This is a genomic window from Paenibacillus vietnamensis, from assembly GCF_020169515.1.
GTDB lineage: Bacteria > Bacillota > Bacilli > Paenibacillales > Paenibacillaceae > Pristimantibacillus > Pristimantibacillus vietnamensis.
The window spans coordinates 326,072-350,264 of record NZ_JAHMHW010000002.1 but is presented as its reverse complement, the minus strand read 5'-3'; the positions used below and the strand labels follow the sequence as shown (position 1 = coordinate 350,264).

Sequence of the window (24,193 nt, the reverse complement as noted above, 5' to 3'; positions counted from 1 at the left end):
TGACGCGCCATGCCGCCGCTTGAGGTAGCGAAGCTGTCAAAGCGCAATCATTATGAAGAAATGACCGAGCAGCTGAAGCAGCTGATCACGGACGGGAAGCTGAAGGTGGGGGATAAGCTGCCATCCACGAAGCAAATCTCGGAGCAGTTCGGCGTCGGACGCTCTACGACCCGGGAAGCGCTCAGCGCGCTGAAGGCGATGGGCCTGATCGAGATCCGCCAGGGCGGCGGCTGTCGCGTCATCAGCAGCTCCCCCGCGGAGATCGAGCTGCCCGAGCTTCAATCGCTCCGCCTGAACCGCGAGACGGTGCTCGAGCTGCTGGAAGCGCGCGAATCGCTGGAGGTATCTAATGCCTCGATTGCCGCCGTCAAACGGTCGGATGAGGATTTGACCGTTCTTAGCAGCCTCGTTAACGAAATGAAGCGAAGCGCCGGCGATGAAGCGGAAGGAGAACGGCTCGATCTGCAGTTCCATCTGACCGTTGCGAGAGCGACCCATAACACGATCATGGTCAGGCTGTTCGAATCGATCATGGGCCATATCGAAACGGCGATTCACGATATCAGGCGGGTGGAGCTGTACGCCAATACGGCCGTCGCCGAGCGGCTGTACGCGGAGCATCTCGCGATTTACGACGCGATCCGGCTGCAGGACGCCGCGCTTGCGGGCGATCGGATGAAGCAGCATTTGCGGCATATCGAAAGCATCGTCTTGAAGCATTTGGGCGAAAGACCGTAAAAGAAGAAGGGATGACCTTGTCCGGCAAAAGCCGGGCTCAGTCATCCCATTTTTTAACTATTTTATCGTCTCCAAATATTTCTTAATGAATGCTTTCGCCTTGTCCGGATTTTTGGCGTTGGCGCGGATGCCGACGATCAGGCTCTCGTGATAGAGCGGCACGTCGCTTGCAAGGGCGCTGTCTGTCAGGTCAAATCCGTACACATGCTCCTCGGTGTCCTCGGCGGCTTTCATCTTCTTGGCGACGCCGTCCTTGATCAGCGGCTTCAGCTCTCCCTCGGCAAGCTCGTCCAAATTCAGCAGCACGGCCTGGTTGCCGACCCAGTTGAAAATTTGGCTGTCCATGACGTATACGTCGGGGTTTTCCGTTGCCAGCACCAGCACCGCTTTCTGCAAATAGGCGTACTGCGTCGCTTCGTCGGCGGGCACATAGGTTAACGTCGCAACGAAGCGCTTCCATTCGGGAAATGCTGCGAGCAGCGCTTTTTCCAGCGGCTCTTCCTTCGGCACTTCCTCTTTCATAATGAAATTGCCCATAAACGAGACGTCCAGATCGACGGGAGGCAAATTGGCCAGCCGCTCCTGCTCGGCGCGGTAATCGATAAAGCTCATGATACCGTAAATGATGAGTGCGACAGCCGCGATTGCGCCAAGCGTATGAAATTTGTAGTAGCGCCAAAAATGATCCACCTTCTGCGCTTGACCGGCCATCTTCTTGTATTTGCCGTATTCCTGCTCGTTGAAGGCTTCCGTCAACTTGCGGTCCTCGTACTCGAGGATGCGCTTGTAGGCCTGCGTGACCTTGGCGAACGAATCGTCCGCTTGTTCCGATTGCTTCGACCGGGAGCGGGCTTGCCGCATCAGCGTTTCATAGCGCTTCTCGACCTCTTCCTTGGGCGCCTGCTCCGGCAGACCCATCGTTTTGTAGGCTTCCTTTAATTCCTCCACTGTGTCACCTCAAAATTAATAAGTAGCGTCGAATGACTCCTACCTATAAGTATACGTAATTCCGCGGTGAACGCAAACTTTGGCGAATCGGGGCGGATGGCGGAGCGGGGTGTACAAATGTAACCGGAATTTTTAACAGAAAAAACGAAATATTTGCTTCCTATTTTCTCCTGATTTGTTATGCTTGCAATAGGAAAAATGACGAATAGGATGGTGCTTTCATGGCTGCAGTATTCAAATTTGATTTCGGGATCGGGGAGGCGCCGGGTGCTCCCTTCATTCAAGTGCTGCCGGAGACGGTATACAGCGAAGCAACAGGCTACGGCTTTGTAAATAACGAACGAGTAAGTTCGCGGGACCGCGGCGGGGACAACCGCCTGCGCGGGGCGTTTTGCATTCCTCTCGAGGCTGTGTTCCGGGTCGACCTGCCTAACGGCTGCTACACGATCACCGCTACGGTCGGCGATGCAATCGCTCCTACGGTGACCACGCTGAAATACGGCACCGGACGGATCGTCGTCTACAACGCCGAAACGTCGGCCGGCCAATACGCGGTGCACAGCTTCACGGTTAAAGTAACCAACGGCAGTTTACGGCTCGCTTTTTCAGGCATAGCGCCGCGCATCAACGCGCTGGACATCGTGAAGGCGACGCAGGCGACGACGATTTATTTGGCGGGAGATTCGACGGTGACCGATCAGGAGACGTTCCCTTATGCGGGCTGGGGACAGATGCTGCCGATGTATTTCAAGACGGATGTCGCGATCGACAACCATGCGAAGTCGGGCCGCAGCTCGCGCAGCTTCATCGACGAAGGCAGGCTTGCGGCTATCCTGGATCAGATCAAGCCGAACGATTATTTGTGGATCCAGTTCGGTCATAACGACCAGAAGCCGGATGTGGAGCGCGCGACCGAGCCGTTCGGCAGCTATAAGGAGAAGCTGGCCGTCTACGTGGAGGAAGCACGCGCTCGCGGGGCTAGACCTGTTCTCATTACGTCGATGCACCGCCGCAAGTTTGACGGCGAAGGCCGGATCATCGACACGCACGGCGACTATTTGCTCGGCATGAAGCAGCTGGCGGCTGAGATGGATGTTCCGCTTATCGATCTGGCCGAGAAGAGTAAAGCATTGTATGAGCGGCTTGGGGACGAGCCTTCCAAAGCTCTGTTCATGTGGGCGTACCCGGGCGAGTTTATCCATTTCCCTATCGGGGCGCAGGACGATACTCACTTCCAGGTGCAAGGCGCCATTCAAATTGCCGGCCTGGTTGCGGAAGGCGTGCGCGAGCTCGGCTTATCGCCTCTGAATTTGTATTTGAAATAATCGGTTGATGCGGCTTTGAAGGCCGATGTCTGCTTTGCCCACCTTCCGGGGTATGCGGCCTCTTTCGTCTGCTACAACGGAGCCGTCGTTACGGACGAAGCGGCAGGGATCGGGGAGCATGTTCCGATCCCGCGGGATTCGGCGGCAGAGCTGTTGGAATATTGTAAGCTGCGAATGCCGGAGTGTACCATAAGCGTTGAAGTGAACGACGTATGGTATGCTGCCCGTGAGATTGACGATTTTGAATTTTTTAATCCCAAATTTCGGCCGGTCGTCCGGCCGGTCGTCCTGCCGATCGATGAGCTTAAACGGCATGACGCTACTAAAATACTGCTCTCATCCTTCAGCGATCTTGAAACGCTGACACAGCTGTTCGGCAATTTGATGAATATTATAGTGACCGATCAGGGGACAGTGCTTTTCGGAACCAGTATTTCAGTTTGCTGCGGGCCATGATCAGGTAATGCGGTTGGATGACCTGTTGAATCGTGGCGTACAGGAGAACCAGATTTAGAAATAACACCTTTCCTTCCGCAGAGCCTGCCAGCAGCTCCGTCGCAGCCAGGAATAGCGCCGCCGTATTCATCGCCCAGAACTCGAAGCTGGACCGGATAGCTCTTTTCCAAGCCTGGCCGGGAGGCGAAGCGTTGATCCGGCATACGACGGCCGCGGCCCATAGCAGATGAATGCCGGACATCGTGAATAGCCCGTCCCCGCTAAAGTCCAGCATGATTAATTGAAGGAAAACGGATTCCAATGAAGTCAGGCTTACGGATTTTAGAAGAAATAGGCCGTATATACCTAGCGTCACGAACAGCAGCCACCAAGGCGGCCGAACAGTGAGCCGGGACAGCAGGATATGGTAGACCGCTCCGCAGATCAGTAAGACAGGCAGCGTGACGGCCAAATAAAAAAGGCTGAACGTTGCTTGTATGAACAGCCAGGGACCGACGGAGGAGGCCAGCGCGCATAATAACCAAACGGTTGTTTCCTTTAATCCCAGCATGGCCTTGCGGCCGGGGGAGCTCTTTTTCCATTCCGCCCGAATCTGCTCCGCAGCGCCGAACTGCCGCAGCGCCTGTTTTATCGCTTCTTGACGGTTAAAGCCATCCTGCAAATACTTGTTCAAGAGCTCCTCCAAATGTTGGTACCACTCTTGAAACAGCTCCTCGCCACTGTCAGCATCCAGCCCCAGACCGTCGATGACCGATCGCAGATAGGCTTTAAATTCCGGGACGTTATCCAAGCGGCTCACCTACGATCCGATTCATTATTTTTTGAAACATGCCCCATTCCTTCTTCAAATCGCCAAGCGCGTGTTTGCCGGTCAAAGCAATCGAATAATATTTCCGCTTCGGCCCTTCGCTTGAAGCTTGCCAATAACTTGTGACGAACCCGCCGGTTTCCAATTTCTTCAATGCAGGATACAGCGTGCCCTCCTTAAAGCGAAGGTACCCCTCCGAAGCCAGTTCAATCTGCTGCGCCAGCTCGTAGCCGTACATGTCTTTTCCCTCCAGCAAGGACAATAATATAACTTCAGTGCTTCCTTTCACCAGCTCGGTTTTGCTCATTGAGTCATCATCCTTTGGTATGTCGTAATTCGATGTACTTAACTATAGCTACATAGTATCACTACTTAGTGGATTGATCAACGTTGTGGTTGGTTACCATACATGGATTTGATGTATATATTTCTCGCCAGAAGCGCTTTCTCTGTAAAATAGCTGTATTCCCTGTAGATAAATGAGCCGAAATGGCCTCAGTTTTCTGGGTACTCACGATTTAGATACATGCAATCCAGTTATTTTTCAACGGGAAGCCCAATCCGGTAAATTAGATACACGAAATCCAGTTACTTTCACGGATAGTAATGTAAGGCATGTAAAGCCAGGAAGACAGCCACAGAGAGCTGCCTTCACGCGCCGGCGTATTTGAGCGACTTTATGGCGTTTCCCCCTTATGAGCCGTATTTTTTCATGAGCGAGGACATGGTCAGCAGCGGCCAAATATAGTTGTAGCTCGGATAGTGGGCATAGATGTTTCCGGGCAGCATGGCGCCGGTCGGGTACGTAAACGTCCAGTCCCTGCGCTCCAGCGAGCGAAGCAGCGCCTCGGCGCCCCGCTCGAGCTCGGGCGTCAGCCTGTCGCTGGCGGCAATGAGAGCGTCCATCGCCCAGGCGGTCTGCGACGGCGTGCTTTCACCAAGCGGGACATAATGCTTCACTTGATCGCTTAAGCAGGACTCTCCCCAGCCGCCGTCAGCGTTCTGTACGCTTAATAGCCAGCGCACCGCTTTCCGGATCGCGGGATGGTCGCTCGCCATGCCGACGGCGGTCATGCCCTGGACGGCTGCACCGGTGCCGCTCAAATAAGCGATGCCCCAGCGGCCATACCAGCTGCCGTTTCTTTCCTGCTGCGACAATACCCATGTGACCGACTCGTCAATCCAGCGGTGGCCGATGCTCATGTTCAGCTCCTTGCCGAGAAAGTCGAGCACACGGCCGGTTAAATCGACGGTCGACGGGTCCGTGGAAACGTCCGAAGAACCTTCGAAGGCAAAAAAACCGGACGGCAGCGATTTTCCCGTCCGCTCGAACGCGGGCCAGCCCCCGTCGTCGTTGCGCATCGCAAGCACCCAGTGCAGCCCTCTCTCCCAGTTGGAGCGGCCGCCTGCCAGCCGGTCCGTAAAAGGACGGATTGCCCGCAGGGCGGCGACGCTGTCGTCTACGTCGGGGTAGATCGTATTGACGGCGGAGAAGCCCCAGCCCCCGGCCTCGGTGTGGGGAGTGCGGACCGCCCAGTCCCCTAACCGGCTTTGCTGCCTGACGGCCAAATAGCCGGCCGCGCCCGCTATTGAAGGGGAATCGGCGGGAACGCCGGCCTCCCGCAGCGCATAGCTGAGCAAGGCGGTATCCCAAACCTCGGAGGAGGCCGACTGGATATGCGCCCTGTCCGCACAGCGCAGCGACTTGACGCCGCCAATGAGCCGGTCGATCATCGGAGAGTCCGCAGGGTATTGCAGAGCAAGAAGTGAAAAAGCCATCAGAATTGTCGCGGTCGGGTAAGTAAGCAGAGTGCCGTTCGGCTCCAGCCGCTCAAACATATAGGCTTCCGCCTTTTGCAGAGCTGATTCCGACCCCGATGCCAGCAGGCTGGCTAGCGGGAGCGAGCCTAAAAAGCCGCTTAACGCGGAAATCCAAGTATCGTCGTTGTCGAAGGTCCGGGAGCCGCCGGTGAACAGGTCGGATAAATCCGGCATATCCGGGTTCCGCACCGAAAATTGCCTGTTCGACATGATCAGCGTCGGGATCAGATGAACGCGCGCGTGGCCGGAGAGGGAGTAGAGGTCGAGGCCGAGGCCGAGACTCGAGAAGAAGACGTCGAGCGGAATCCGCAGCTGCCTGGGCCACTCGGCTTGACCGGTCGCAGCGAAGATCACCTGCGTAAGCAGGCTCCGCGCTTTCGACAAGCCGCCCCGGGAGCGGATAAATTGTTTGGCCAGAGCGATAGCCGGATCCGACTGCCGGTAATAGCCGGAGCATAGGAGAGCGTAGCACGCTTCGGCAGTCGCCTCCAAATTTCCGCCGTCTTCATCCGGATAAAGCTTCCATGCGCCGTTAACCTGCTGAAGGGAGGCAATTCGTGCGGCGTGCTCCCGCATGATATCCGGATCTCTTTTTCCAAGCGCCGCCACCAAAATAATCAGATAACTGTCCGTCAAAATTCCCGTATCGAAGCACAGACGCCACGCGCCGTCAGGCGATTGTGCGCGGAGCAGCCCGGCCGCCATCCGGTTTATGGTGTCGCGTAAGCGGTTCATCTCCATGTTTGTGTTTTCATCCTCTGCATGAAAATTTTCTACATGTATATGCGGTGAAACGCGCTATAATAAACGAATGCGGCAAACCTTTGCGCAAATCAAGAAAGGCCCGGCTGGAGGAGAATCTGGATGTTTGACCCGACGGTATTTGAAAATTTGAAGGTGGCTTTTGAGAACCAGCTTTACGATTTGGATAATTTGGACCGGGAAATCGATATCGTGAACCGGGTCGACCGGCTGGAGCTGGCGGTGATGGCAAGGGAGTTTAGACTGCGGTTCACGCTTGCTGAGCGCCATGACATTTCGGCCGAAATTTTGCTGTCGGCTTCGCTTAAGGAGCTTGCTGCGGAAATATTGGAGCTGAAGGACGAAATACCATCGTGCGGGCTCCGCATCCGGTTCTATCTGCAGCTGGAAAATGCGGATAACGTCTGCTCCCGGATCGAGGATCTGCTGCAGCGGATTTGGGGCACGGTTTCCCCGCCGGCTCAAACGATCAGTTACCGCTACGGCGCTGAAAAACCAATCTACTCGAATACGGCGGAGATAACCTTTCCGCGGAAAATTAACGAAGAGCAGATGGACGATATACCGGAGCTTATCCGGCATACCCTTCAAACGCTTCATGAGCTGCACGAGGCGGTAAACTAAGCCAGATGGTTCACAAGCGGCGGAAGCTGTGCTATAGTACATAGGAATATACAACTAAATGAAGAAACTCCGCGCCTTTGTCCCCAGAGGGGAGAGCGGCCGGGAGAGGTTCGCGAACTCCCTCTATAAAAAACTATGCAAAACGATTGTCCGATTCGTGGCAACGTCGTTTTTGCGTTCGGCGCGAAGCGGGTTCAACCGCTCCGCGCCGTTTCTTTGGTTTTTTTGCAGATCATGAAGGATTTCAGGCGAGCTCTGTCTTCTCAAACCGGAGAGGAAGATGCACCATGAAGAAGGATAAAGCAATCGTCGTCTTCAGCGGCGGACAGGACAGCACGACCTGCCTGTTCTGGGCGCTGAAGCGCTTCAAAGAGGTGGAGGCCGTTACCTTTAATTACGGCCAGCGGCATAAGCTCGAGCTGGAATGTGCGGCGTCCATCGCCAATGAGCTTGGCGTCAAGCATCATGTCCTCGATATGTCGCTGCTGAACCAGCTGGCGCCAAGCGCCCTGACCCGCGACGATATCGCGATCGAGCAGAAAGAGGGACAGCTTCCTTCGACGGTCGTAGACGGGCGCAATCAGCTGTTCCTTACGTTTGCCGCCGTACTGGCCAAGCAAATCGGCGCGACTCATATCGTGACGGGAGTATGCGAGACGGATTTCAGCGGTTATCCCGATTGCCGCGACGTCTTCATCAAATCGCTTAACGTGACGCTGAATTTGTCTATGGATTATCCGTTCGTAATCGATACGCCGCTGATGTGGCTGAATAAAGCGGAGACGTGGGCGCTCGCCGATGAGCTTGGCGCCTTCGAATTTGTCCGTCAGCGGACGCTTACTTGCTATAACGGAATGATCGCCGACGGCTGCGGCGATTGCCCGGCCTGCCGTCTGCGCCGGAAAGGTCTCGACGATTATTTGGCGGGACGAAACCGGAGGGAGGCGGAATGATGATGCAGCAGGTTTATCCGGCGGCCAATCATCCTTATTGCTATGAGCTCAACAAGGATTTTCAATTCGCCGCCGCTCATTTCGTTCCGGCCGACGAAGCCGGCAAATGCAGGCAGCTGCACGGGCATACGTATTACGCCAATGTGACGGTTGCCGGAGACGAACTGGATTCTACCGGCTTTCTGGTGAACTTTGCGATCATCAAAAAGCTCATTCACGACCGGTTCGACCATACGCTGTTGAACGACGATACGGAAAGCTTCAGCGGCACGGACCCGGAGCGGTTTCCGACGACCGAGGTCGTGGCGCGCACGATTTGCGAAATCGTTCAAGCCTATTTGGACGGCACCGCCAACCGGCCTGAATGCGTTCAAGTATACCTTCGGGAAACGCCTACGAGCTATTGTATTTACCGACCGAAGAGAAAGGCGGCGCGTGATGGCGGCTGAGCGTAAAATACCCGTCATGGAGCTGTTCGGCCCTACCGTTCAGGGGGAAGGAATGGTCGTCGGCCGCAAAACGATGTTCGTCCGTACGGCAGGCTGCGATTACAGCTGTTCCTGGTGTGATTCCGCCTTTACGTGGGACGGCAGCGCCAAGGAAGACATCCGTCTGATGACGGCCGCTGAAATATATGAAGGCTTGCAGGAGATCGGCGGAGAAACGTTCGACCACGTCACGATATCCGGCGGCAATCCTGCGCTGCTACCGCAGCTTGGCGGACTGATCGGCTTGCTGCACGAGCAGGGCATCGGCGTCGCGCTGGAGACGCAGGGCAGCCGGTGGCAGGACTGGTTTTTGGAAATTGATGAGCTTACAATCTCTCCAAAGCCGCCCAGCTCCGGAATGAAGACGGACTGGTCTGTATTGGACGACATTGTCGGCAAGCTGTCGGCGCGGGAGAGGCGCTTCTCGCTGAAGGTAGTCGTTTTCGATGACGCGGATCTGGATTATGCAGCCTCCGTTCATCGGAAATACCCGCAGGCTCCGTTTTATGTGCAAGCAGGCAACGGGAACTTGCAGGAGTTAGAGCCCCGGCATATGCTTCCGTATTTGGTGGAGCGCTACGAATGGCTGATCGGGCGGGTGATGCCGAATCCGGAGCTGAGGCGGGTTCATGTACTGCCGCAGCTCCATACATGGGTTTGGGGAAATAAGAAAGGCGTGTAAGCGCCGCGAAAGAAGAAAGGCGGATCGAAGCATGGGTGGAAGAAGCAAGGAGGAGCTCGGCGGCGTCACGCTGCTCGGCAACCAGGGCACAAAATATAAGTTTGAATATTCGCCCGAAATATTGGAGGCGTTCGATAACAAGCATCCGGACCGGGATTACTTCGTCAAGTTTAACTGTCCGGAATTTACGAGCCTGTGCCCGATGACGGGCCAGCCGGATTTTGCAACGATTTACATTTCCTATATCCCGGGCGTCAAAATGGTCGAAAGCAAGTCGCTGAAGCTGTATCTGTTCAGCTTCCGCAACCACGGAGATTTTCACGAGGACTGCATGAACATTATTATGAATGATCTTATTGCGCTCATGAATCCGAAATATATCGAGGTATGGGGCAAATTTACGCCGCGCGGCGGCATCTCCATCGATCCGTACTGCAACTGGGGCCGGCCGGGCACCAAGTACGAGCAGATCGCGGAGCATCGTCTGATGAACCACGACATGTACCCGGAAAAGGTCGATAACCGTTAGTAGAAAATAAATGAACTGTCATTTATATGGGCTGTCTCTGAAGGTCATGATGTGACCGGGGAAACAGCCCTGTTTTTATGGATCCAAAAGGGGAGGCCCCATTGATTCATTTCGCGAGCCGGAATTGGAAGTCAAGGTCGTCTAACGGACAAAAAAGATGCGTAGGCCCCATATGGTGTTATTCCCACATTCTAATGGTCATCTTGGCGCTTTAAAGCCATGCTTCTTAAGAAAGCAAACCTTCCATCCGGCCTAAACGATTCTCCTGTCCGCCAGACGCCGGCACTTGCTGTTTAGTCAGTTTAAGCTTCAAATATGTCCATTATCAGAGGGACTATTACATGATTTGTTGGAAGGGGCAACTGAAATGCTGCTGGCGATCTTTATTTTTTTGTTGGCGGGTCTCGCTGAAATCGGCGGAGGGTACATGGTTTGGTTGTGGCTGCGGGAGTCGAGACCTCTTTGGTACGGCGTAGTCGGGAGTATTATCCTGATTTTGTACGGTATTATTCCTGCGTTGCAAAGCTTCCCTTCATTTGGCAGAGTGTATGCTGCGTATGGCGGCGTTTTTATTGTGCTCGCCGTCTTGTGGGGATGGCTGGTCGACAAGAAAACGCCGGATCCGTATGACTGGGTCGGAGCGGCGGTTTGCTTGATCGGCGTCTCTATTATGCTGTGGGCGCCGAGGGGCTGACCGGACGCTGCGGCGGTATACTCGGGTATAGCAGGTAACCTTCGTATAATCTAGTGAAAAAAAATTCCGTTCTTCTATTTAGGAGAGAACTATTTTAGAATAAAAGTGCTTCTGAGAGCATGGGAGGCAAGCGGATCATCATGATGCTCGCAGAACAATTGCGAAATGGGAGGAATTTAAAGATGAAATACCGGAAATTAGGCGGGACAGGCTTGAAAGTGAGTGAAATCAGCCTGGGGAGCTGGCTTACATACGGAGGTTACGTCGAACGCGAAAATGCGGTTAACGCCATCAAAACGGCATACGATCTCGGCATCAACTTTTTCGATACGGCGAATGTTTATGAAAGAGGCGCTGCGGAGGAGCTGGTAGGCGAAACGCTGAAAGCGTATCCGCGCCATTCGTACGTGCTGGCAACCAAGGTGTTCGGCCAGATGGGCGACGGTCCTAACGACCGGGGATTGTCCCGGAAGCATATTGTCGAGCAGGCCGATGCAAGCTTAAAGAGGCTTGGACTCGATTATGTGGACATCTACTACTGTCATCGCTACGATAACGATACGCCGCTCGAGGAGACGCTCCGGGCGCTGGATGACCTCGTGCGCCAAGGCAAAGTGCTGTATGTCGGCGTGAGCGAATGGCAGGCGTCGCAGATGGCGGAAGCGCTCGGCGTGGCCGACCGGTATTTGCTGGACCGAATCGTGGTAAACCAGCCGATCTACAATATGTTTGAGCGTTACATCGAGAAAGAGGTTATTCCGCTCGGCGAGCGTTCGGGCATTGGCCAGGTCGTGTTCTCGCCGCTTGCTCAGGGGCTGCTGACGGGCAAATATACGTCGGCCTCCGAGGTGCCGGAAGACAGCCGCGCCGCCAGACTGGATTGGGTGCGCAAAGGAATTTCCGAAGAGAAGCTGCGGAAGGTGAGCGAGCTCTCAGCCGTCGCCGCCGAGCTTGACATCACCGTCGGCAATCTGGCGCTTGCCTGGATTTTGCGCCAGCCGAACGTCGCGAGCGCACTGGTCGGCGCGAGCCGTCCCGAGCAGGTAACGGAAAACGCCAAAGCTTCGGATATCAAGCTTGACGAAGATACCTTGAAGCGAATCGAAGAGATTTTGAAATAAGGCGGTTACGCCCTTACTGCAGCAGGAGAAGAAGGAAGGAGAGCTTTGGAATGGCGAAAGTAGTCGTAACAGGAGGAAGCGGCATGCTGGGCCGCTGGGTCGTGCGCCACTTTGCCCGGCAGGGATACGAGGTGCTCAGCGTCGATACCCGCCAGCCGGAGGAAGCTTTATGCAGCACGCTTATCGTCGATCTCGAGGATTTGGGCCAGACTTACGGGGCACTTGCCGGAGCGGACGCCGTCGTGCATCTGGCGGCTATTCCTAGAGCAGGCATGACCTCGCCGGAGGTTACATTCCGCAATAACGTCATGTCTACGTATAACGTGCTGGAAGCGGCTGCCGGCCTCGGCATACGCAAGGCGGTTATCGCTTCGAGCGAATCCTCGTACGGCATTTGCTTTGCGGTTCATCCCATCGGCCCGCAATACGTGCCGATGGATGAGGAGCATCCGCAGCTGCCGCAGGACAGCTACGGCTTGTCGAAGATCGTGAATGAAGCGACCGCGGACATGTTCAACCGCAGGACCGGCATGCAGGTGGTATCGCTCCGCCTCGGCAATGTCATTCCGCCGGAATGGTACGAACGGTTTCCGTCGTTCATCCATAAGCCGGAGGAGCGCGAGCGAATCCTGTGGAGCTATATCGATACGCGGGACGCCGCGGAAGCCTGCCGCCTGGCGGTTGAAGCGGAAGGGCTGGGCTCGGTAGCGCTGAATCTGGCGGCCGACGAGACCAGCATGGATCTGACGAGCCGCGAGCTGCTGGCCGCGCGTTACCCGGAAGTGAACGATTTCCGGCAGCCGCTCGGCGGGTATGAGACGCTGCTCAGCAGCGAGAAAGCGAAGCGGCTGCTGGGCTGGCAGCCAAAGTACAAGTGGCGCGAGCAAGTAAGCCAATAAATGCCGAAAGCGGCAGTTCGGGACACTCTTGTGAAGTGAAAGTGTCCCCGGACTGCCGCTTTTTTTAAAATAAACTGGTTACGCTTGACTGCCTTCTCCGTCAGCCCTGGGCGGGCACCGTTCCCCGCAGCCTGCGCTGATAGGCGAAATGATTGGTCGGACCATGCCCGCCGCCGATGCCCAGCCCGTCTTCGATGGCAGCCTGTATGAACGCCTTGGCGGCGTTGATCGCCTCGGGCGCCGTTTTGCCGGCCGCAAGGCCTGCGGTGACGGCGGCGGAGTATGTGCAGCCCGTGCCGTGCGTATGGCGGGTATCGATCCGCTCGCTTTCCATATATATAAAATCGCGTCCGTCGTAAACGAGATCGACGACTCGCCGGCTTCCGTTCGCATCATGGCCGCCCTTGATGACGGCGAAGCGCGAGCCCATCTGGACGATGCGCCTTGCGGCTTCCTCGCGGTCCGCGAGGGTGCGGATCGGCATCCGCGTCAGCAGCTCGGCTTCGGGAATGTTCGGCGTCGTCACCAGCGAGAGCGGAATCAGCAGTTTGATCAGCGTCTGAACGGCTTCCTGCTGCAGAAGGGGCGATCCGCCCTTGGCGACCATGACGGGATCGATGACCAGATTGCTCCAGCCGTACTGCTTCACTTTGTCCGCTACCGTCCGGATGATCTCCGCGCTGAACAGCATGCCCGTCTTGACCGCATCAGGCGTCAAATCGGCGCCGATCGAGTCAAGCTGCTCCGCGACCGCATCCGGCCCGAGCGGGTATACGCCCTGAACGCCGAGCGTGTTCTGGGCGGTAACGGCCGTGATGACCGACATGCCGTAAGCGCCGAGCTCCTGGAATGTCTTCAGATCGGCTTGAATGCCGGCGCCGCCTCCGCTGTCCGAGCCGGCTATCGTCAATGCTTTATACACCTTCATCGTTTCTGCTTCCTCCTCGTCCTTGTTTGTCCCAGGGCCTACAAATTGACAAAAGCGTCTTCGGCTTTGATTTCCTCAGACAGCAGGCCATTTTCCGCGAGCCATTCCTTCACCTTGGCCCACGACCCGGCATCCTGGTAACCGAAAGCTTGATCTCCGGCGTCCATCAGCGGCAGCAAAATATCGAGGCTCCTCGTTTCGATTTCGCGGTCTAGCGGAGCCGTTTTGTCTTCATGCGCGAACAGGACGTCCAGTGCCTTCTCTTTGTTTTGCTCGACATAGTCCTGACCTTCCGTTACCGCCGCCATAAACCGCTCGAACAGCTCCCGCTTCTTCCCGAGGCCTTCGTCGCTTGCCGCAAGCACAAGCTCGTAATAATCGGGCACGCCGAATTCCGTCGGATTGATGGCAGTGACCGGATGTCCTTCCTTGGCCAGCAGCAGCTGCTCGTGATTGATGAAGCCGCCGATAATGGCGTCAACCCGCTTTGTTGCAATGGCCGGGATAAAATCAAAGCCGACGTCGATCATGTCGACGCTCTGCCCGTCTCCGCCGTCGTTATCCGTCATCGTGCGCATCATCGCTTCGTAGAGCGGAATGGAGGAATAGCCCACCTTTTTGCCGGCAAGCTCCTTCGGCGATTTGATGCCGGAGCCTTCCGGAATCATCAGGTGGTTAAGCGGATGCCTGACGATTGCCGCGACCGATTTGACCGGGACGCCTTCCCCGCGGGCCATCAAAATTTGCGGCTGATAGCTCAGCGCCAGATCGACCTTGCCGGCGGCGACAAGCTTCAGCGCATCATTCGTGTCGGCGGGCATTTGAATATCGACCTCGAGACCCTGCTTCTCAAAATATCCGTTTTCTTTGGCTGCGTACAAAAAGGAATGCACGGCGTTCGGGTACCAGTCCAGCATAATGCTCAGCTTCTCCGTCTGCTGCGCTGCGGCCGGCTCCCCGGAAGCCCCGGTCGTATTCGTGCCGCCGGCGTCCGACTGGCTCCCGCAGCCGCCGATAACAAGCAGCGCCAGTGTCAGAAGGGCAGGCAGCGCCCGTTTTGGATGGATCGGATTTCTTTGTTTCATTTTTGTATTCCTCTTCTCCTAAGTATGATTTTCTCTATACATGCGGCCGCGGCAAACAATACGATGCCGAGCAGGGACAGTAGCAGCACGGCCGCGAACATGGAATCGGTATCCAGCTTGCCGGACATCCTTCTGCTGAAATAGCCGAGACCTTCCCTTCCGCCCAGCCATTCGCCGATCGTCGCGCCGACCACGCAATAGACGATGGACAGCTTAAGCCCCGAGAAAAAGGAGGGAAGGGCCGCGGGAACTTGAACCTTGCGGAAAATATCCCAGCGCGACGCGCCCATCGTCAGCAGCAGCTCCCGGAACTCGCGGTCTCCTTTGCGGAGGCCGTCATACGTGCTTACGACGACAGGGAAGAAGGCGGTCAGAAAGACGACCGCTACCTTGCTCCAGATCGTATACCCGAACCACATGATGAAGATCGGCGAAAGTGCGATGATCGGCACGGTTTGGCTGATGACGATGAACGGATAAAACGCCTTCTCGAGCGTACGGCTCCCGTGCATGGCAGCGGCCAGCGCGGTTCCGCCCGCGACGGACAGCAGAAAGCCGGCCCCGATTTCCTTCAAGGTGGCGGCCAGGTGGACGCCAAGCAGCAGCCGTCCGTCCTCCGCCAGCGCGATTGCGATCGAGGTGGGGGCGGGGAGGATGAAGGCGGGCACCCAGCCGAGCCTCACGGCGGATTCCCATACGAGCAGCGCCAATGCCAGAATAAGCAGAAAGAGTCCATAATCGTCAACGAGCGATCGTAATGCCGTCCGCTTACGCATGAAGCCGCCGCTCCAATTCCTGCCGCAGGCCTGCAAAGCCGGCTTCGTACACCATCTCGTAACGGCGCGGCCTTGGCAGCGGCACGATCATTTCCCGTACACCGCTGCCGCCCTGCCCGGTTCCGCTCATCATATAGATCCGGTCGCTAAGCAGCAGAGCTTCTTCCAGGTCATGCGTAATAAAAAGCACGGTTTTGCCCAGCTCGCTCCACAGCCCGAGCAGCCATCTCTGCATGTCGCGTTTGGTCATCGCGTCCAGCGCCCCGAACGGCTCGTCGAGCAGCAGCAGCTCCTGGCCGCCTGCGATCGTACGCAGAAAGGCGACCCGCTGCCGCATGCCGCCGGACAGCTCGTCCGGGTAGGCATGCTCAAGCCCCGCCAGGCCGAAGTCCTTCAGCCTGGCGGTTATTTCCCGTTTCGCAGGCTCCGTCCTGCTTCGGGCGATTTCGAGCGGGAGCAGGCAGTTCGCAAGAACGGTTCTCCAGGGCAGCAGCAGATCCTTTTGCGGCATGTATGAGACTTTGCCCAAGCGGCCGCCCGCCTTTGCGCCGCGAAGCCGGATTTCGCCGCAATCCGGCTCCAGCAGCCCGGCAATGAGCTTGAACAGCGTGCTTTTTCCTGAACCGCTCGCGCCGACGACCGATACGAACTCGCCCGCCCGCACGTCCAGCGAGACGCCGGAGAGCACGGGGCCGCTCTCCTTCGAGAAGGAGCAGCCCACGCCTTGAAGCGTCAATACGTAAGTCAAGCCGATTCCTCCTTCTGGTTACTGAAAAATAAAGACCCGCCCGTTTCCGGAAGGAAACGAGCGGGTCTTGACAGCAAGCGCGCGAACGCGCATGCATAAAGGCTGCTTGCTCCACTTCCCTCCGCTGGAATGATCCAGATCAGGTTCCAAGGGTCCGGAGCGTTTCGCCCCATCTCAGCCGTCAGACTCCCCTAGTGAATTGAGATTCATATTCAGTTTGTTTTTTTTCTACTATAGCATACACTGGAAGGATGTAAACCATCAATTTCCGGAAAAGGACGGCAGCACCCATGAAAAATCTACTCGTAACCGGCTATCGCGCCCATGAGCTGAACATATTCAGCCAGAAGCACGAAGGGATCGCTTATATCAAAAAAGCGTTGAAAGGCAAGCTCGTCCCGCTCGTCGAGGACGGCCTGGAATGGGTCATCACGCCCGGCCAAATCGGCGTCGACCTGTGGGCGTGCGAGGTCGTTATCGAGCTTAAGGAGGCCTATCCGCATTTGCGTCTGTCGATTTTGACCGCGTTCAGCAGCCCCGAGGAAAACTGGAAGGATGACAAAAAGGAATATTACGCGCAGGTGCTGAAAGGGGTCGACTATTATGCGGCCGTCAGCAAGCAGCCGTACAGCGGCCCTTGGCAATTCACGGCGAGAGACGAGCTGCTGTTCCGCAAAACCGACGGCATTTTGCTCGTGTACGACGAGGATGCGGGAGAGGGGAGCCCGAAATATTTTAAGGAGAAGGCACTGAAGAAGCAGCAGACGGACGGATATGTGTACATTGGCATCAGCTCGGAGGATATTCAAAGCATCGCCGACGAAGAAACGATGTATAGGGAGTAATAGAGTCCTGCCTCTATTGAAGGCGGATGCCGCTTGTGCCAGGGTGCAAGGAAGGGGGAATTCATTTGTCAGATTACATATCGGAGCTGGAAGCCTGGCTCAGAGGGCATGCCGACCGGGAGAAGGCGGAAGCGATGGAAGCGTATATGCGGAATCAGTTTCCTTTCCTCGGCATCAAGAAGCCGGAGCGCGAGCGGCTGTTAAAGGAGTTTTGGAAGAAGCGCGGGCTGCCGAAGGGAGAAGAGCTGCTGCATGCCGCCGAGCGCCTGTGGGAGCTGCCCGAACGCGAATTTCATTATGCCGCGATGGGCTTGATGGAGAAATACGGGAAGGCGGCGGAGCGTTCGCATATCGACCGTCTGGAGCGGTGGGTGACGGCGCATTCGTGGTGGGATACGGTTGATTTTATCGCGGACCATTTGATAGGGGGACACTTCAAGCGTTATCCGGATTTGGTCCCGGCCTATACCGGGCTCTGGATCGAATCGGACAATATGTGGCTGCGCCGGACGGCTCTGTTGTTTCAATTAAAATATAAGGACAAGACTGACGCCGCAAGACTGTTCGATTTCATCGGCCGGACAAAGGACGAAAGTGAATTTTTTATACGCAAGGCGATCGGGTGGGCGCTTCGGGAATATGCGAAAACCGATGCCGCGGCGGTGCTTCGTTTTGTGGAGGCTACCGAGCTGTCGGCACTAAGCAGGAAGGAAGCGCTGAAGCACCTGGGCTAGACGATTCGCTCCTGTCTGCAGCACTCTGCATATGCTATACTGGCTATGCCGGCAAGCGATTTGCGCAAAACAGCCGGTCACAGGAGGCGGCGAGATGTCGATGAGCAAGGCGAAGAAGGCCAGAAACCATTTGGAAAGGCAAGGAAAGCCGGCGACGGATAGGCAGAGGGGAAGCTGGCAAGGGGTTCATGCGGTTACGAAACGGACCCCGACCCTGAAGGAGAAACAAATAAGGATGAATAAAAAACACCGAAGGAACCACGCCTATGAAAGCGATGGTTCCTTTTATTTTGCATACGCCTGGAAGCAGGTTTTACATCAGAAAGGTGCCGATCACGATCGAAACGCCGATAATGACGGCGCGGAGCAGCTGAGCGACCGCGAGGTTGCCCTGTTCGATTTGCTCGCATACCTTGAACCGCGGAGTCAAAAAGTCGAAGATCAGGTAGACCAGGCATAAAATGACGATGCCGACCGCGGACCAGACCAGCATCGATACCCAATCGTCGGAGCTGTAGGATACCATAGCTACAATGATGCAGAGGCCGAGCAGCTTGCTGCCCATATACATGCCTGCCGCCTGGTTGCCTGCCGCGATCTGCTCCGAATCGTTGTAACGCGTCAGCTTGCTGAAGACGAACGCGCCGGCGGCCAGAATGACGAGCAGGATGGCGAGGCCGATCCCGACGTTGGCGGCGTCTTGAAGATATTCATTCATGAAAGATTCCTCCTAAAAAATAGGTTTTCCGCTTTCACGGATCGCTGCCGGACAGAAATAGGCCATATCGCCGGTTATTTTCCCGCCGACCCGCGGAAGCAGGCCGGCGAAGCGTCCGCCGATGACATACGCTCCGGTGAGCAGACTGCCGTGAAACGGGCCGTCCTCCGTATGTACCATAACCTCCTCCATCGGAAAAAGCTGCTGATACACCTTCGGCTGATTTGCATAATATTGTTTGATGTCCTCATCATCTTCTCCGGCACTTTCCTGCAGTCCCCATTCCTCGGCCTCGACGGTTCCGTCCTCCCTGAACAGCGTCGTGCCCTTCCCTTCGCGGCCCCAGTAGCTCTTGGCGACAAACGGGATTCCCTGCCTTACAAAAACAGTGTTCTCGTAATAGGTGGGCAGCAGGTAGGTTTGAATCGCGGAAGTTTCTTCCGCAGTGAATAAGGGGCTGCCGTGCACGGCGGCCGATTCGGCATTGCGCTCGTAGAGCGCCCAGATAAGTGCCATAAATCCTTTGCTTTGCGTAATGGCGCTTTGCGGCGGGTTCATAAGGCCCAGCCGGCCATGCCGGGCGAGCTCCATCAGCGCTTCGCCCACGTTCACTCCGGTCGTTTCGTCGGTGTCATGAATCAAATACTCGAGCGGATACAGACGGTACAGGAGCCCGATCCGTTCACCGTTCCCGTACAGGCCGCCGTTCTCCGAAATTTCTAGCCGGTCGAGCGGAACGAATTGGACCGGATGGCCCAGCTGCCGGATCATTTCACGGACGTATTCGGCGTTGCAGGCATCCTCGGTGTGCCAGCCGTAGCCGGTGCAGGCGATTCCGCCGTCAATCCCCGCTTTGCGGTAATGGGCGATCAGGCCGCCGAACGCTTCCTTCAGCGCCTCGTCCATCCGCGCGGACGCCGAGCGGAGCAGCGTATGGCGGCCGATGACGGCGTTGCCCAGAAACGCGGCTTCGGGAACACCCGTCGGCGTATCGGTATTGTTCTCGATGCATTTGAGGCCTTGCTTCGTTACGATCCAGTCCTGTCTGGAAATGCCGTGCAGCGGCGTTTCGATGCGCGCGGCGGGCAGAAGGGAGGAAGGAATGCCGAGCCGCTCCGCGAGAAACGAATCCGGCAAATGGCGCTGGGCGAATCGGAGCGCTTTCCAGTAAATCCGGTCTACGAGCTCCGAGGCTTTCTGCAGCTCTTCATATTCCTCTTCCCCGTACAGCGCAATAGAGGGAAGGCAGTACTGCTTGCCGTGCATCCGGTGATAGGGGATCCGCTCGGCTAGCTCGCCGCGAAACAGCTCGTCATGCGCAAGCGGCAGGGAAACGATTCGCTGCTTCACCGGCTTATCCCCCGCTTCCGATGCTGATACCCGAGCTGCCGAAGCCCTTCGACGATCCGGTTGCCGATTTGTAGCTGGACGATTTTTTATAGGTTTTGCCATGTGAAATATAAGTGCCGGAGCGGTCGTCGTCGCAGTAGCCGTCCAGGTCGTCATCTTCGCATTCTTCGAGCGCGCTCGTTTGATTACAGCCGCTTAAAGCGACCGGTACGGTCAGCATCAAAGCGAAAGCGAGCGCCTTCCGGCTGCGGGAACGGATTGCGGAGCCCGTATCCGCAGAAGATGCCGTCTTCCTCTCATCCTGCATTTAAGCATTCACCTCTTTCAAAAAAATAACGATTTTGCTGCGGTCCATATCATATACCGTGTAAACCGTCTCGTAGGTATGTCCCTCGGTCACGATGTAATGATCCAGCAGCAGCTGTGCGAACTCGAGCGGTGCCGCGGGAGCCAGCCGTCTGAGCGAGCACGGATGAAAGCGGATGCCGTTCCACAGCAAAAACTCGGCTTCCATAAACTCGGAGACGGTGCAGCATTCCTGCAGCGCGGTCCGGATCGCCTGCCCGTAAATAGGATCGTCGTCCTCGCGGTAGGGCTTTACGTAAATATGATGCCGATGGCCCTCTTCGCACTCGTTTGCCGTATGCTCGTACAGGCCGTTGCGGAACAAGGTCGCGTTCACGAGCTTGCGGACAAACAGATCGCCCTGAGCGGCCTCCGTGTCGGCCACCGTGCGAAGCACCCGCTGCTCCGGTTCCGACCATTCCTTATAGATGACCGGAATTATCATAACTAGCGCCTCCTTATGAGTTGCAGTTTTTGGCACAAGCAGTAGCGTGATCGACGCGTCAAAATAATGTTTTAGACGTAACAGGGGTGCCGTAAGTTTCAAAAAAAGCCGAAAATCGTCCGTCCCTTTGAAGACATACTTTATACACGATACTATCTTTTCAACTTTTTTCCAATATGAAAAATGTAGCAAAAGGCAAAACCGCTTGCATGGACAAGCGGGTTCTGGCTATAATAAGAACATACGTTCTTGTATGGAGGGGTGGCAATGGCCGCTAATGAGGAAGAGGGCCGCACCGCGGTGAAGACGGCCCAGCATCCGCCGATCCAAACCGAGGAGGAGCTCGTGCTGGTGAAGCGATATGTGATGCTTGGCATCGTCATGAGGATTCTGGATCACGATATCCGGGTTATCGGCAAGTCGGCAATCAAGCTGCCTAGATTTTACGAATCGATGCTGCGCGGGATGCAGGACAGGGTGCTGCTGGATCTGGCTGCGATCAGAAGACAATTTCGCGAGACGGGCATTAAGGTTTACGAGGAGAACCGGGAAGAAGACGGCCTGCATGCGAAATATATATGCCGCGGCTATCATCACGGTTTTTTCATGCTTTGGGGGTTTGTGAAGGCGGAGTCGGAAACGCTGCTGAAGCGGTATTTGTCCGGTACTTGACGTAATTGTTCAAGGTTTTGTCAAAAAGGCAAAAAAAATTCCCTCTTTGAGCAGTTTAAGGTTGAGAACTTCGGACGATCTTATGTAATATAAGAGGTAGACATTTTGATCGCAAAGGGGAGCACGTAGCAATGCACAAGTGGATTATGTTTGTCTTATTTACAGCAGCGTCGTTGCTGGGCGTTTATTTGCTCACATTCGCCCTGCCTGAGAGACCGGTTGACGAGTCTGCCTCGCTGCCTGAAGGTATGGTACTGATGAAGGTTGTAGCGTCCAATGATTTCGTATTTGACCAAGAGGTTTATACGGCGAAGGTCGGCGACAAAGTAAGACTGAAGCTTTCCAACAAGAGCGGTATTCACGGCGTTCACATCGACGAGCTTCAAGTCGCTTTGGATAATGATCATCCGGAAATGGATCTGGAGCTTACCAAGCCTGGTGAATATAGAATTTATTGCTCGATCCCATGCGGACAAGGCCACACAACGATGGAAGCCAAGCTGGTTGTCGAAGCGGCATAAGGCTTGCAATACTAAGCTGAATGGTAGGAAAGCAAAAAGGAGCCGAAAGGCTCCTTTTTGCAAATCATATGCGATTTATGCGGAACGGCGTCTGCGGTCCCGCTCACGGCCGCGCGCGATGAGCACGTCGGCGATGTAGCCGAGAAGCGCCCAGGTCAGAATCGTAAGTACATACATCAGCAGGACGCTTACCTCGTGGATATCGATGAACAGATCCGCGACCCAGGCGGGAATGCTGAGCATAAAGAAAATCATATTATGCGGGTCGTAGCCGGTGTAATTGAACAAGCAGACGGCAAGGCCAATAAGCGCGGCCGCGATGGTAACGGGATAACGCATAACTACCGGTCTCCTTTATGTGAAAGATTGCCGTAATGCGATTGCTTAGGTTATTATGTGACAAAAGGACGAAATTCATACGACATCAGAGGAGGAACCCATTATGATTACCCATATCGTTTGCTTTAAGCTGAAAGACGGCAGCCCGGAGAGCGTTGCCCGTACCGCGCAGGTGCTGCGCGACATGGAAGGCAAGATCGAGGAGCTGAAATCGATCGAGGTCGGTATCGACGTGCTTCATTCGGAGCGCTCATACGACATCGCGCTCATTACGAAGTTCGAATCGATGGAGGCGCTTGAAGCATACCAGGTGCATCCCGTTCATAAAAAAGTAATCGAGCACATGATACAGGTGCGCGAGGCTTCCGTCAGCGTCGACTTTGAGTGCTAAGAGAGCAGGTTATTGACTTATGAGTGACATGCGGGACGTTTACGAAATTTTAACTTATTTGTTGATCATCATTTTTAGCAGCATTATTATGGTAGCTTGGCTGAAACGCAAAGCCAAAAAAAAGAAGCAAGGCTGAAAGCGGGCGACTAAACGATGTATTATGTAAATCGCGGACAAATTGCGGTGAGGCTGGATGCGGTGCCGGCGATCGCAGCGACGCTGCAGTCGCTGTCGGAAGGCTGGCAGGGGACGATGCTGGAGGGGCTGGCGCAGGAGCGCGCGCTGCATTTGGCCATCGAAATTGTTACCGACGTCGGCAGCTATCTCATTGACGGATTTATTATGAGGGATGCCAGCAGCTACGAAGATATTATCGAAATTACGGGCGAAGCGGGCGCTTTCCCTCAGAATATGCAGCCTGCGCTGATCGAGCTGGTGAAGCTGCGCAAGCCTCTTGTGCAGGAATATTTTCATTGGAGCAGAAGCGAGCTCCATCCGTTGACAGAGTCGTTAGCAGCGATTCTCCCCGTTTATAAGCAATCGGTCGAGCAATATTTGGAGCGCGAGCTGTAGACTCGGAAAGCTGGAATAATCAAAGGGATGTCATCCGTCAACGTGACGCAGTCACGTCTCTAAAGGTGGTGAAGGGTTGAAGCGGAGCGAAACGATGAGGACGGCCGGTGCCGATTCGATCGGGGAAGGCAAGACGCGCGAGCGCATATTGGCGCTGCTGAAGAGAAGCGGCAGGATGACCGCAGGCGAATTGTCCCGGGAGCTGGAGCTGACGGAGATGGCGGTTCGGCGGCATATGTACGTGATGGAGCGCGAAGGCACCGTTACGATTACAGCCGTACGTCAAGCGATGGGGAGGCCGCTTCACGCCTATGAGCTGACGGCGAAGGCGGACGACCTGTTTCCGAAAAATTACCACGTGCTCGCTTTGGATCTGCTGGACGAGCTTGCGGACGATCCCGCGACCTCGGCGCTGATCGATCGGCTGTTTGAGGGACGCATGAAGAAGCTGCAGGAGCGGTACGAACCGCGAATGGCGGATAAAGGCCTGGAGCAGAGGGTAAACGAGCTTGCGGTTATTCAAAACGCAAGCGGTTATATGGTCGAGACGGAGTCCAGTCAGGACGGCAGCTACATGCTGTATGAGTATAACTGTCCGATTGCACAGGTCGCAGGCAAATATCAGCAAGCCTGCAAGTGCGAACTCGCCTTATTCAGGAAGCTGCTTGAAGCGCCCGTCGAACGGACGGAATGTTTGGCAAAAGGCGGCGGCAGGTGCAGCTATCGGATCGGTTGAAATAGGATCATAAGAACAGGAATAAAGCTGTTTCAGCAGACTCGGGTCTGCCGGAACGGCTTTTTTTGCGTGGGCCCCTCCATTTTCACCGCTCTTGTGTCAAGACAAGCCCATGCTGCTTATACTGTCATTACGCAAG

Annotated in this window: 31 protein-coding genes and 2 riboswitches; of the genes, 18 read left to right on the top strand and 13 right to left on the bottom strand. The window is 55.7% G+C overall.

Annotation, left to right across the window (positions count from 1 at the left end; translation table 11 throughout):
• Positions 1 to 9: 9 nt before the first annotated feature.
• Complete coding sequence (locus KP806_RS06695; RefSeq protein WP_224722796.1) at positions 10 to 738, top strand: FadR/GntR family transcriptional regulator; 729 nt, start codon at positions 10 to 12, stop codon at positions 736 to 738.
• A 57-nt stretch (positions 739 to 795) separates the two neighbouring features.
• On the opposite strand, the gene KP806_RS06690 is transcribed toward KP806_RS06695, so the two are convergent.
• Entirely contained in the window at positions 796 to 1,686 is an 891-nt protein-coding gene (locus KP806_RS06690; RefSeq protein WP_224722795.1) for a J domain-containing protein, read from the bottom strand.
• A gap of 221 nt (positions 1,687 to 1,907) precedes the next feature.
• Between KP806_RS06690 and KP806_RS06685 the strand changes: the two genes are divergently transcribed.
• Together KP806_RS06685 and KP806_RS06680 are read left to right on the top strand one after the other, a co-directional pair.
• The gene (locus KP806_RS06685; protein WP_224722794.1) at positions 1,908 to 3,011 is read left to right on the top strand and encodes a rhamnogalacturonan acetylesterase; all 1,104 of its coding nucleotides are present in this window, start codon (positions 1,908 to 1,910) and stop codon (positions 3,009 to 3,011) included.
• A 15-nt stretch (positions 3,012 to 3,026) separates the two neighbouring features.
• A complete protein-coding gene (locus KP806_RS06680; RefSeq protein WP_224722793.1) occupies positions 3,027 to 3,467 on the top strand; it encodes an HAD hydrolase family protein in 441 nt (146 codons plus the stop codon).
• On the opposite strand, the gene KP806_RS06675 is transcribed toward KP806_RS06680, so the two are convergent.
• From KP806_RS06675 to KP806_RS06665, 3 genes are all read right to left on the bottom strand, one after another.
• Positions 3,403 to 4,257, bottom strand: coding sequence for a permease prefix domain 1-containing protein (locus tag KP806_RS06675; RefSeq protein ID WP_224722792.1), 855 nt, complete (start codon positions 4,255 to 4,257; stop codon positions 3,403 to 3,405). The genes KP806_RS06680 and KP806_RS06675 overlap by 65 nt on opposite strands.
• Positions 4,250 to 4,582, bottom strand: a complete 333-nt coding sequence (locus tag KP806_RS06670) for a PadR family transcriptional regulator (RefSeq protein ID WP_224722791.1) — start codon at positions 4,580 to 4,582, stop codon at positions 4,250 to 4,252. The genes KP806_RS06675 and KP806_RS06670 overlap by 8 nt, the downstream gene beginning before the upstream one ends.
• Before the next feature lie 386 nt (positions 4,583 to 4,968).
• Positions 4,969 to 6,837 (bottom strand): prenyltransferase/squalene oxidase repeat-containing protein, encoded by a 1,869-nt coding sequence (locus KP806_RS06665; protein WP_224722790.1) that lies wholly within the window; start codon positions 6,835 to 6,837, stop codon positions 4,969 to 4,971.
• Positions 6,838 to 6,960: 123 nt separating this feature from the next.
• Here KP806_RS06665 and KP806_RS06660 point away from each other — a divergent pair, with 123 nt between their 5' ends.
• The 8 genes from KP806_RS06660 to KP806_RS06625 all read left to right on the top strand — a co-directional run bounded on the left by KP806_RS06660 (position 6,961) and on the right by KP806_RS06625 (position 12,848).
• On the top strand, positions 6,961 to 7,482 hold the full coding sequence (locus tag KP806_RS06660) for a hypothetical protein (protein WP_224722789.1): 522 nt from the start codon (positions 6,961 to 6,963) through the stop codon (positions 7,480 to 7,482).
• A 99-nt stretch (positions 7,483 to 7,581) separates the two neighbouring features.
• A riboswitch (PreQ1 riboswitch) is annotated at positions 7,582 to 7,625 on the top strand.
• Between the two features lie 144 nt (positions 7,626 to 7,769).
• A complete protein-coding gene (gene queC, locus KP806_RS06655; RefSeq protein WP_224722788.1) occupies positions 7,770 to 8,435 on the top strand; it encodes a 7-cyano-7-deazaguanine synthase QueC in 666 nt (221 codons plus the stop codon).
• Positions 8,435 to 8,884 carry a 6-carboxytetrahydropterin synthase QueD gene (gene queD / locus KP806_RS06650; RefSeq protein ID WP_224723106.1) on the top strand — a complete coding sequence of 150 codons (450 nt, stop codon included), beginning with the start codon at positions 8,435 to 8,437 and terminating at the stop codon, positions 8,882 to 8,884. The genes queC and queD overlap by 1 nt, the downstream gene beginning before the upstream one ends.
• Complete coding sequence (gene queE / locus KP806_RS06645; RefSeq protein ID WP_224722787.1) at positions 8,874 to 9,605, top strand: 7-carboxy-7-deazaguanine synthase QueE; 732 nt, start codon at positions 8,874 to 8,876, stop codon at positions 9,603 to 9,605. The genes queD and queE overlap by 11 nt, the downstream gene beginning before the upstream one ends.
• A gap of 31 nt (positions 9,606 to 9,636) precedes the next feature.
• Entirely contained in the window at positions 9,637 to 10,134 is a 498-nt protein-coding gene (queF, locus tag KP806_RS06640) for a preQ(1) synthase (protein ID WP_224722786.1), read from the top strand.
• Between the two features lie 367 nt (positions 10,135 to 10,501).
• Positions 10,502 to 10,828, top strand: coding sequence for a YnfA family protein (locus KP806_RS06635; RefSeq protein WP_224722785.1), 327 nt, complete (start codon positions 10,502 to 10,504; stop codon positions 10,826 to 10,828).
• Positions 10,829 to 11,010: 182 nt separating this feature from the next.
• Entirely contained in the window at positions 11,011 to 11,949 is a 939-nt protein-coding gene (locus tag KP806_RS06630; RefSeq protein ID WP_224722784.1) for an aldo/keto reductase family protein, read from the top strand.
• 50 nt (positions 11,950 to 11,999) lie between these two features.
• On the top strand, positions 12,000 to 12,848 hold the full coding sequence (locus tag KP806_RS06625) for an NAD-dependent epimerase/dehydratase family protein (protein WP_224722783.1): 849 nt from the start codon (positions 12,000 to 12,002) through the stop codon (positions 12,846 to 12,848).
• Positions 12,849 to 12,948: 100 nt separating this feature from the next.
• Here KP806_RS06625 and thiD read toward each other — a convergent pair whose 3' ends face one another.
• Genes thiD through KP806_RS06605 form a run of 4 tightly spaced genes read right to left on the bottom strand, consistent with a single transcriptional unit; the run spans position 12,949 to position 16,385 of the window.
• The gene (gene thiD / locus KP806_RS06620; protein WP_224722782.1) at positions 12,949 to 13,776 is read right to left on the bottom strand and encodes a bifunctional hydroxymethylpyrimidine kinase/phosphomethylpyrimidine kinase; all 828 of its coding nucleotides are present in this window, start codon (positions 13,774 to 13,776) and stop codon (positions 12,949 to 12,951) included.
• 38 nt (positions 13,777 to 13,814) lie between these two features.
• On the bottom strand, positions 13,815 to 14,861 hold the full coding sequence (locus KP806_RS06615) for an ABC transporter substrate-binding protein (RefSeq protein WP_224722781.1): 1,047 nt from the start codon (positions 14,859 to 14,861) through the stop codon (positions 13,815 to 13,817).
• Entirely contained in the window at positions 14,858 to 15,637 is a 780-nt protein-coding gene (locus KP806_RS06610) for an ABC transporter permease (protein ID WP_224722780.1), read from the bottom strand. The genes KP806_RS06615 and KP806_RS06610 overlap by 4 nt, the downstream gene beginning before the upstream one ends.
• The gene (locus KP806_RS06605) at positions 15,630 to 16,385 is read right to left on the bottom strand and encodes an ABC transporter ATP-binding protein (RefSeq protein ID WP_224722779.1); all 756 of its coding nucleotides are present in this window, start codon (positions 16,383 to 16,385) and stop codon (positions 15,630 to 15,632) included. The genes KP806_RS06610 and KP806_RS06605 overlap by 8 nt, the downstream gene beginning before the upstream one ends.
• Before the next feature lie 99 nt (positions 16,386 to 16,484).
• A riboswitch (TPP riboswitch) is annotated at positions 16,485 to 16,588 on the bottom strand.
• Between the two features lie 87 nt (positions 16,589 to 16,675).
• Here KP806_RS06605 and KP806_RS06600 point away from each other — a divergent pair.
• Both KP806_RS06600 and KP806_RS06595 read left to right on the top strand, forming a co-directional pair.
• Entirely contained in the window at positions 16,676 to 17,230 is a 555-nt protein-coding gene (locus KP806_RS06600; RefSeq protein WP_224722778.1) for a DUF1273 domain-containing protein, read from the top strand.
• Positions 17,231 to 17,295: 65 nt separating this feature from the next.
• Positions 17,296 to 17,964, top strand: a complete 669-nt coding sequence (locus tag KP806_RS06595) for a DNA alkylation repair protein (RefSeq protein WP_224722777.1) — start codon at positions 17,296 to 17,298, stop codon at positions 17,962 to 17,964.
• A 313-nt stretch (positions 17,965 to 18,277) separates the two neighbouring features.
• On the opposite strand, the gene KP806_RS06590 is transcribed toward KP806_RS06595, so the two are convergent.
• The 4 genes from KP806_RS06590 to KP806_RS06575 are packed head-to-tail and all read right to left on the bottom strand — an operon-like array spanning position 18,278 to position 20,822.
• Complete coding sequence (locus KP806_RS06590) at positions 18,278 to 18,682, bottom strand: DUF350 domain-containing protein (protein WP_224722776.1); 405 nt, start codon at positions 18,680 to 18,682, stop codon at positions 18,278 to 18,280.
• A gap of 12 nt (positions 18,683 to 18,694) precedes the next feature.
• Complete coding sequence (locus tag KP806_RS06585; protein ID WP_224722775.1) at positions 18,695 to 20,032, bottom strand: glutathionylspermidine synthase family protein; 1,338 nt, start codon at positions 20,030 to 20,032, stop codon at positions 18,695 to 18,697.
• A 4-nt stretch (positions 20,033 to 20,036) separates the two neighbouring features.
• Positions 20,037 to 20,339, bottom strand: a complete 303-nt coding sequence (locus KP806_RS06580) for a hypothetical protein (protein ID WP_224722774.1) — start codon at positions 20,337 to 20,339, stop codon at positions 20,037 to 20,039.
• Complete coding sequence (locus KP806_RS06575; protein ID WP_224722773.1) at positions 20,340 to 20,822, bottom strand: hypothetical protein; 483 nt, start codon at positions 20,820 to 20,822, stop codon at positions 20,340 to 20,342. It lies immediately after the preceding gene.
• A 267-nt stretch (positions 20,823 to 21,089) separates the two neighbouring features.
• Here KP806_RS06575 and KP806_RS06570 point away from each other — a divergent pair, with 267 nt between their 5' ends.
• Positions 21,090 to 21,494, top strand: a complete 405-nt coding sequence (locus tag KP806_RS06570; RefSeq protein WP_224722772.1) for a hypothetical protein — start codon at positions 21,090 to 21,092, stop codon at positions 21,492 to 21,494.
• 131 nt (positions 21,495 to 21,625) lie between these two features.
• Complete coding sequence (locus tag KP806_RS06565; RefSeq protein ID WP_224722771.1) at positions 21,626 to 22,015, top strand: cupredoxin domain-containing protein; 390 nt, start codon at positions 21,626 to 21,628, stop codon at positions 22,013 to 22,015.
• A gap of 75 nt (positions 22,016 to 22,090) precedes the next feature.
• On the opposite strand, the gene KP806_RS06560 is transcribed toward KP806_RS06565, so the two are convergent.
• Complete coding sequence (locus tag KP806_RS06560; RefSeq protein WP_224722770.1) at positions 22,091 to 22,354, bottom strand: hypothetical protein; 264 nt, start codon at positions 22,352 to 22,354, stop codon at positions 22,091 to 22,093.
• A gap of 103 nt (positions 22,355 to 22,457) precedes the next feature.
• Here KP806_RS06560 and KP806_RS06555 point away from each other — a divergent pair, with 103 nt between their 5' ends.
• The 3 genes from KP806_RS06555 to KP806_RS06545 all read left to right on the top strand — a co-directional run bounded on the left by KP806_RS06555 (position 22,458) and on the right by KP806_RS06545 (position 24,054).
• A complete protein-coding gene (locus KP806_RS06555) occupies positions 22,458 to 22,745 on the top strand; it encodes a Dabb family protein (RefSeq protein WP_224722769.1) in 288 nt (95 codons plus the stop codon).
• 153 nt (positions 22,746 to 22,898) lie between these two features.
• Complete coding sequence (locus KP806_RS06550) at positions 22,899 to 23,318, top strand: DUF86 domain-containing protein (RefSeq protein ID WP_224722768.1); 420 nt, start codon at positions 22,899 to 22,901, stop codon at positions 23,316 to 23,318.
• A 94-nt stretch (positions 23,319 to 23,412) separates the two neighbouring features.
• On the top strand, positions 23,413 to 24,054 hold the full coding sequence (locus tag KP806_RS06545; RefSeq protein WP_224723105.1) for a helix-turn-helix transcriptional regulator: 642 nt from the start codon (positions 23,413 to 23,415) through the stop codon (positions 24,052 to 24,054).
• Positions 24,055 to 24,193: the final 139 nt, after the last annotated feature.